This window comes from Agromyces binzhouensis (assembly GCF_004135055.1).
GTDB classification, from domain to species: Bacteria; Actinomycetota; Actinomycetes; order Actinomycetales; family Microbacteriaceae; genus Agromyces; species Agromyces binzhouensis.
On sequence record NZ_SDPL01000270.1, the window covers coordinates 1 to 4,311 of the forward strand.

A 4,311-nucleotide genomic window follows, 5' to 3' on the forward strand; every position below is an offset into this window, starting at 1 on the left:
CGCCGCGGCATCCGCCTGCATCGCCTTCGCCTCGCGCTCCCGCGCTTCCCGGTCGGTCTGCGCGGCCTGCTCGCGGATCTCGGCCGCGTGCGCACGCTGCGCCTCGGCACGGGCCTCGCGCCGACGGCCTGCGGTCGCGATGAGCACGATCGCCGCGACCACGACCAGGAAGGCGATGATGCCCACGACGATCCAGATGGTGGTGCTGGTGTCCACGTTCGCACGTCCCTTCGTCAGTTCAGGTCACTCAATCGCAGGGCGCGGAACGGTCGACAGGGGTTGCACACGGGGCCCTGATGTGGTTCGCGCGGCCGGTGGATGGAGAATTCGCCGATCGCTCAGGTTCGCCTATGCTGGCAACACCCTTCCCCCTGAACGGGGGAACCCGTTCAGACTGGGATCGGCGCACCCCGACAGTGCCGGTCGGCTTGGAGTGCCCGTGGGACGTCATAGCGTCGCGGCTCCGGCGAAGAGGCCGAGCCGCAGATTCCTCCTGTCCATCGTCGCCGGGGCGGCCGTCATCGGCATCGTCGCGTCCGGCGTGTACCTCTGGGTCGGGGGCCACCTCAACCCGATCTTCGCCTCCGCAGACGAGCCGGTGTGCGAGGAGATCGAGCAGCTCTCGATCGTCGCCGACACCTCGATCGCCTCGGCGATCGACGAGCTCGCCGCCGACTTCGACGCCGACCCCAAGCGGTGCGTCGAGACCGCGGTCCGTGCGCAGGACTCGGCCGACACCGCGGCCGAGCTCGCGTCGGGCACGCTGTCCGCCGATGCATGGATCCCCGACTCGACCAGCTGGCTCACGCGGACCGCGTCCACCGCGGCATCGCTCGGCCTCGGCGAGCCCGAGGCGACCGTCGGCGACTCGGTCGCCACCTCACCGGTCGTCTTCGCGGCGCCCGCGAGCGAGGCGCAGGAGCTCGCGGCCGAGCCCGTGAGCTGGGCGCGCGTGCTGAACGGCACGCTGCCGGCGCTCCTGCCCGACCCCGAGGCATCCGCTGCCAGCCTCGCGAGCCTCTACGCCCTCAAGGGGCAGTCCTCGCCCGACGACCCGCGACAGTTCGCCGGGGCGCTCATCGCGCTCGGCAAGTCGATCCCCGCGACGGCCGATGCCGCAATGACCACGGTCGCCTCGGCGAGCACGCCGACCGTCGTGCTCACGAGCGAGGCGAGCGTCGCCGCGCACAACGCCGACTCCTCGGCCGAGCCGCTCGTCGCGGCATACCCCGAAGAGGGCACCATCGCGCTCGACTACCCGTTCGTCCGCATCGGCGACGCCGACTCGGCGAACCTCGACAGCTTCGAGGTCGCGCTCGGCACGGCGACCGAGCACTTCCTGGAGGCCGGATTCCGGGCGCCGGACGGGTCGGGCGAGGTCGAGTCGCCGGGCGTCGCCGCGACCGCACCGCCGACGCAGACCGAGTTGGACGCCGCGACGCAGATCGAGATCCTGCGTTCGTGGGGTGTCCTGACGCTCCGCTCCCGCATGCTGGCCGTGATCGACGTGTCGGGCTCGATGGAGGAGCCGGCCGAGAACGGCCTGCGCCGCATCGACATCTTCCAGCAGGCCGCCGTCGGCGCCATGTCGAAGTTCTCCGGCGAGGTCGAACTCGGCGTGTGGGTGTTCTCGACGGCGCGCAACGGCGATCTCGACTACGAGGACCTCTCGCCGATCGCTCCGCTCGCCGACGCCTCGCACACCCAGCAGATCCAGCAGATCATCGGCTCCCTCCCGGCCCGCCTCGGCGGGGCGACGGGGCTCTACGACACGACGCTCGCGGCGTTCAAGCGGGTCCAGGAGTCGTACGACCCCGACAAGGTCAACTCGGTGCTCGTCATCACCGACGGCAAGAACGAGGACCAGAACGGCATCGGCCTCGACCAGCTGCTCGCCGAGCTCGAGAAGCTCGAGGACCCGACGAAGCCCGTCGCGGTCATCATGATCGGCTTCGGTCCCGACACCGACCTCGACGCGATGAAGAAGATCGCCAAGGCGACCAAGGGCGGCGCGTACTCCGCGACCAAGCCCGAGGATCTCGGCACCGTGCTCGTCGACGCCCTGTCGCAGCGCACGTGCCGTCCCGACTGCGGCTGAGCCTTCGGCTGCGGCTCGCACCAGCGACGAAGGGCGCCCTCCGCATGGAGGGCGCCCTTCGTGGTCTGCTGCCGGCGGCTCAGTGCGCGGCTGGGGCCCCCGACGGCATGTCGGCCGGTCGACGCACGAGCGTCGCGCCGATGATCGCGAACAGCGAGACGATCGCGCCCACGAGGAAGGCGTTGCGGACGCCTGCCGCCTGCGCGGCGATCGCCTCGGTGCCGGCCGCGGTCGCGCCCGCTGCGGTCGCGGTCATCACGGTGATGAAGAGCGCGGTGCCCGCGGCACCGGCGACCTGCTGGAGCGTCCCGACGATCGCCGAACCGTGCGAGTACAGGTGCGGCTCGACCGAACCCAGTGCGGTCGTGAACAGGGGCGTGAACATGAACGCGAGCGAGATCGAGAGCACGACGTGCGCGGCGAGGATCATCCACGGCGGCGTGTTCTGGGTGACGAGCGTCAGCGACCAGAGCACCGCGCTCACGCCGATGCTCGCGGGGACGAGCAGCGGCGTCGGTCCGACCCGGTCGTAGAGCCGGCCCACGGTCGGACCGAGCAGGCCCATGACCAGGCCGCCGGGCAGCACGAGCAGTCCGGTCGCGAGCGGCTCCAGTCCGAGCACGTCCTGGAGGTAGATCGGCAGCAGGATGATGGTGCCGAAGAGCGCGGCCATCATCACGGCCATCAGTCCGATCGAGACGGCGAAGTTGCGCGACCGGAACGTGCGCAGGTCGAGCAGGGCTCGGTCGCCGCGCTGCAGGATGACCTGTCGGACGATGAACGCCGTGATGCCGAGCGCTCCCACGGCGAGTGCGATCCACATGGGCACGGCGTCGCCGGGCGCGCGACCGCTCGCGACCTCCCCGACCAGGCTCAGGCCGTACACGAGGCCGCCGAAGCCGAACGCGGAGAGCACGACCGAGAACACGTCGATGGGGAAGACGCGCGTCTCGCTGATGTTCTCGACGCGGCGGAGTCCGATGACGAGCATGGCGACCGCGATCGGCAGCACGAGCCAGAACATGTAGCGCCAGCCGAGCGTGTTGAGGATCAGGCCGGAGATCGCCGGGCCGATGGCCGGTGCGACCGACATGACGATCGACACGCGCCCCATGAACCGGCCGCGGTCGGCCGGGGCCACGACCGTCATGAGCGTCGTCATGAGCAGCGGCATCATGATCGCCGTGCCCGTGGCCTGGATGATCCGGCCGCCGAGCAGGACCTCGAAGCCGGGCGCGAGCGCGGCGAGCAGGGTGCCCGCGGAGAAGAGCGTCATCGCCGCGCCGAAGATCGGACGGGTCGGGAACCGCTGCAGCAGGAAGCCCGTGATCGGGATCACGACGGCCATCGTCAGCATGAACGCGGTCGTCAGCCACTGGGCGGCCGACAGCGTCACCCCGAGGTCGTCGACGAGCTCGGGGATCGCGACGCTCATGATGGTCTCGTTGAGGAACACCGTGAAGGTCGCCGCGAGCAGGAGCCAGATCACCCTCGTGTTCCGCGCGCCGTGGTCGGGTCGGGCGGCGACGACGTGCTGGTCGATGGCGCGGTCGGCGGCCTCGGCCTCGGCGACGGCGCCGAGGGAGTCGGGCCCGGGCACCGTGATCGAATCGGTGTCGGGTGCGGAACGTTCGCTCACGGTGGGTCCTGTCGTCTCTGCCTGCGTCTCGTCGTGCTCGGTTCGGCGGGCGCGGCGGCGGTGCTGCTCCCGACCGGGCGAACGAGGAATGCAACCCGCGAGCGCGCGGTCGCTATTCCCGATCGGCACGATGCATGCGGATGCATGCATCGCGCATCGTCCCCCGACGGGCCGGCGGCGTCGCACGTGCCCGATCAGGGGACGATAGCGCGGACCGCCGACACCGCCTCGGCGAGGGCGCTCGCCGCGGCCGCGGCATCCGCTTCGGTCACCTCGCCGCCGAAGGAGAACCGGACGGCCGTCTGCGCGACCTCGGGCGGCACCCCGATCGCGGTCAGCACGTGCGACGGCTCGTCGCTTCCGGCCGCGCACGCCGAGCCGCTCGAGACGACCACACCGCGTCGTTCGAGCTCGAGCAGCACGGCCTCCCCGCTCGTCCCGGGGAACACGTACGACACCGTGCCGGGCAGCCGACGCGACGGATGCCCCGTGGGCACGGCGTCGGGCACGGCGCCCGCGACGAGCTGCCGGAACCGATCCGTCGCCGCGCCGACGCGCGCCGCGGCATCCGCCC

3 protein-coding genes and 1 pseudogene are annotated in these 4,311 nt (G+C 71.4%); 1 reads left to right on the forward strand and 3 read right to left on the reverse strand.

The genetic code is table 11. The features are described 5' to 3' along the window. A pseudogene (locus ESO86_RS18955) lies at positions 1-216 on the reverse strand (hypothetical protein); the annotation flags it as partial. Positions 217-439: 223 nt separating this feature from the next. Here ESO86_RS18955 and ESO86_RS12265 point away from each other — a divergent pair. After that, a complete protein-coding gene (locus ESO86_RS12265) occupies positions 440-2,098 on the forward strand; it encodes a VWA domain-containing protein (protein ID WP_165307753.1) in 1,659 nt (552 codons plus the stop codon). A gap of 79 nt (positions 2,099-2,177) precedes the next feature. Here the strand turns inward: ESO86_RS12265 and ESO86_RS12270 are convergent, their stop codons facing one another. Beyond that, positions 2,178-3,737, reverse strand: a complete 1,560-nt coding sequence (locus tag ESO86_RS12270; protein ID WP_422836492.1) for an MDR family MFS transporter — start codon at positions 3,735-3,737, stop codon at positions 2,178-2,180. 194 nt (positions 3,738-3,931) lie between these two features. Continuing rightward, positions 3,932-4,311, reverse strand: a 380-nt coding sequence (locus tag ESO86_RS12275) for an aminotransferase class V-fold PLP-dependent enzyme (RefSeq protein WP_129235287.1), incomplete at its 5' end; no start/stop codon positions are given.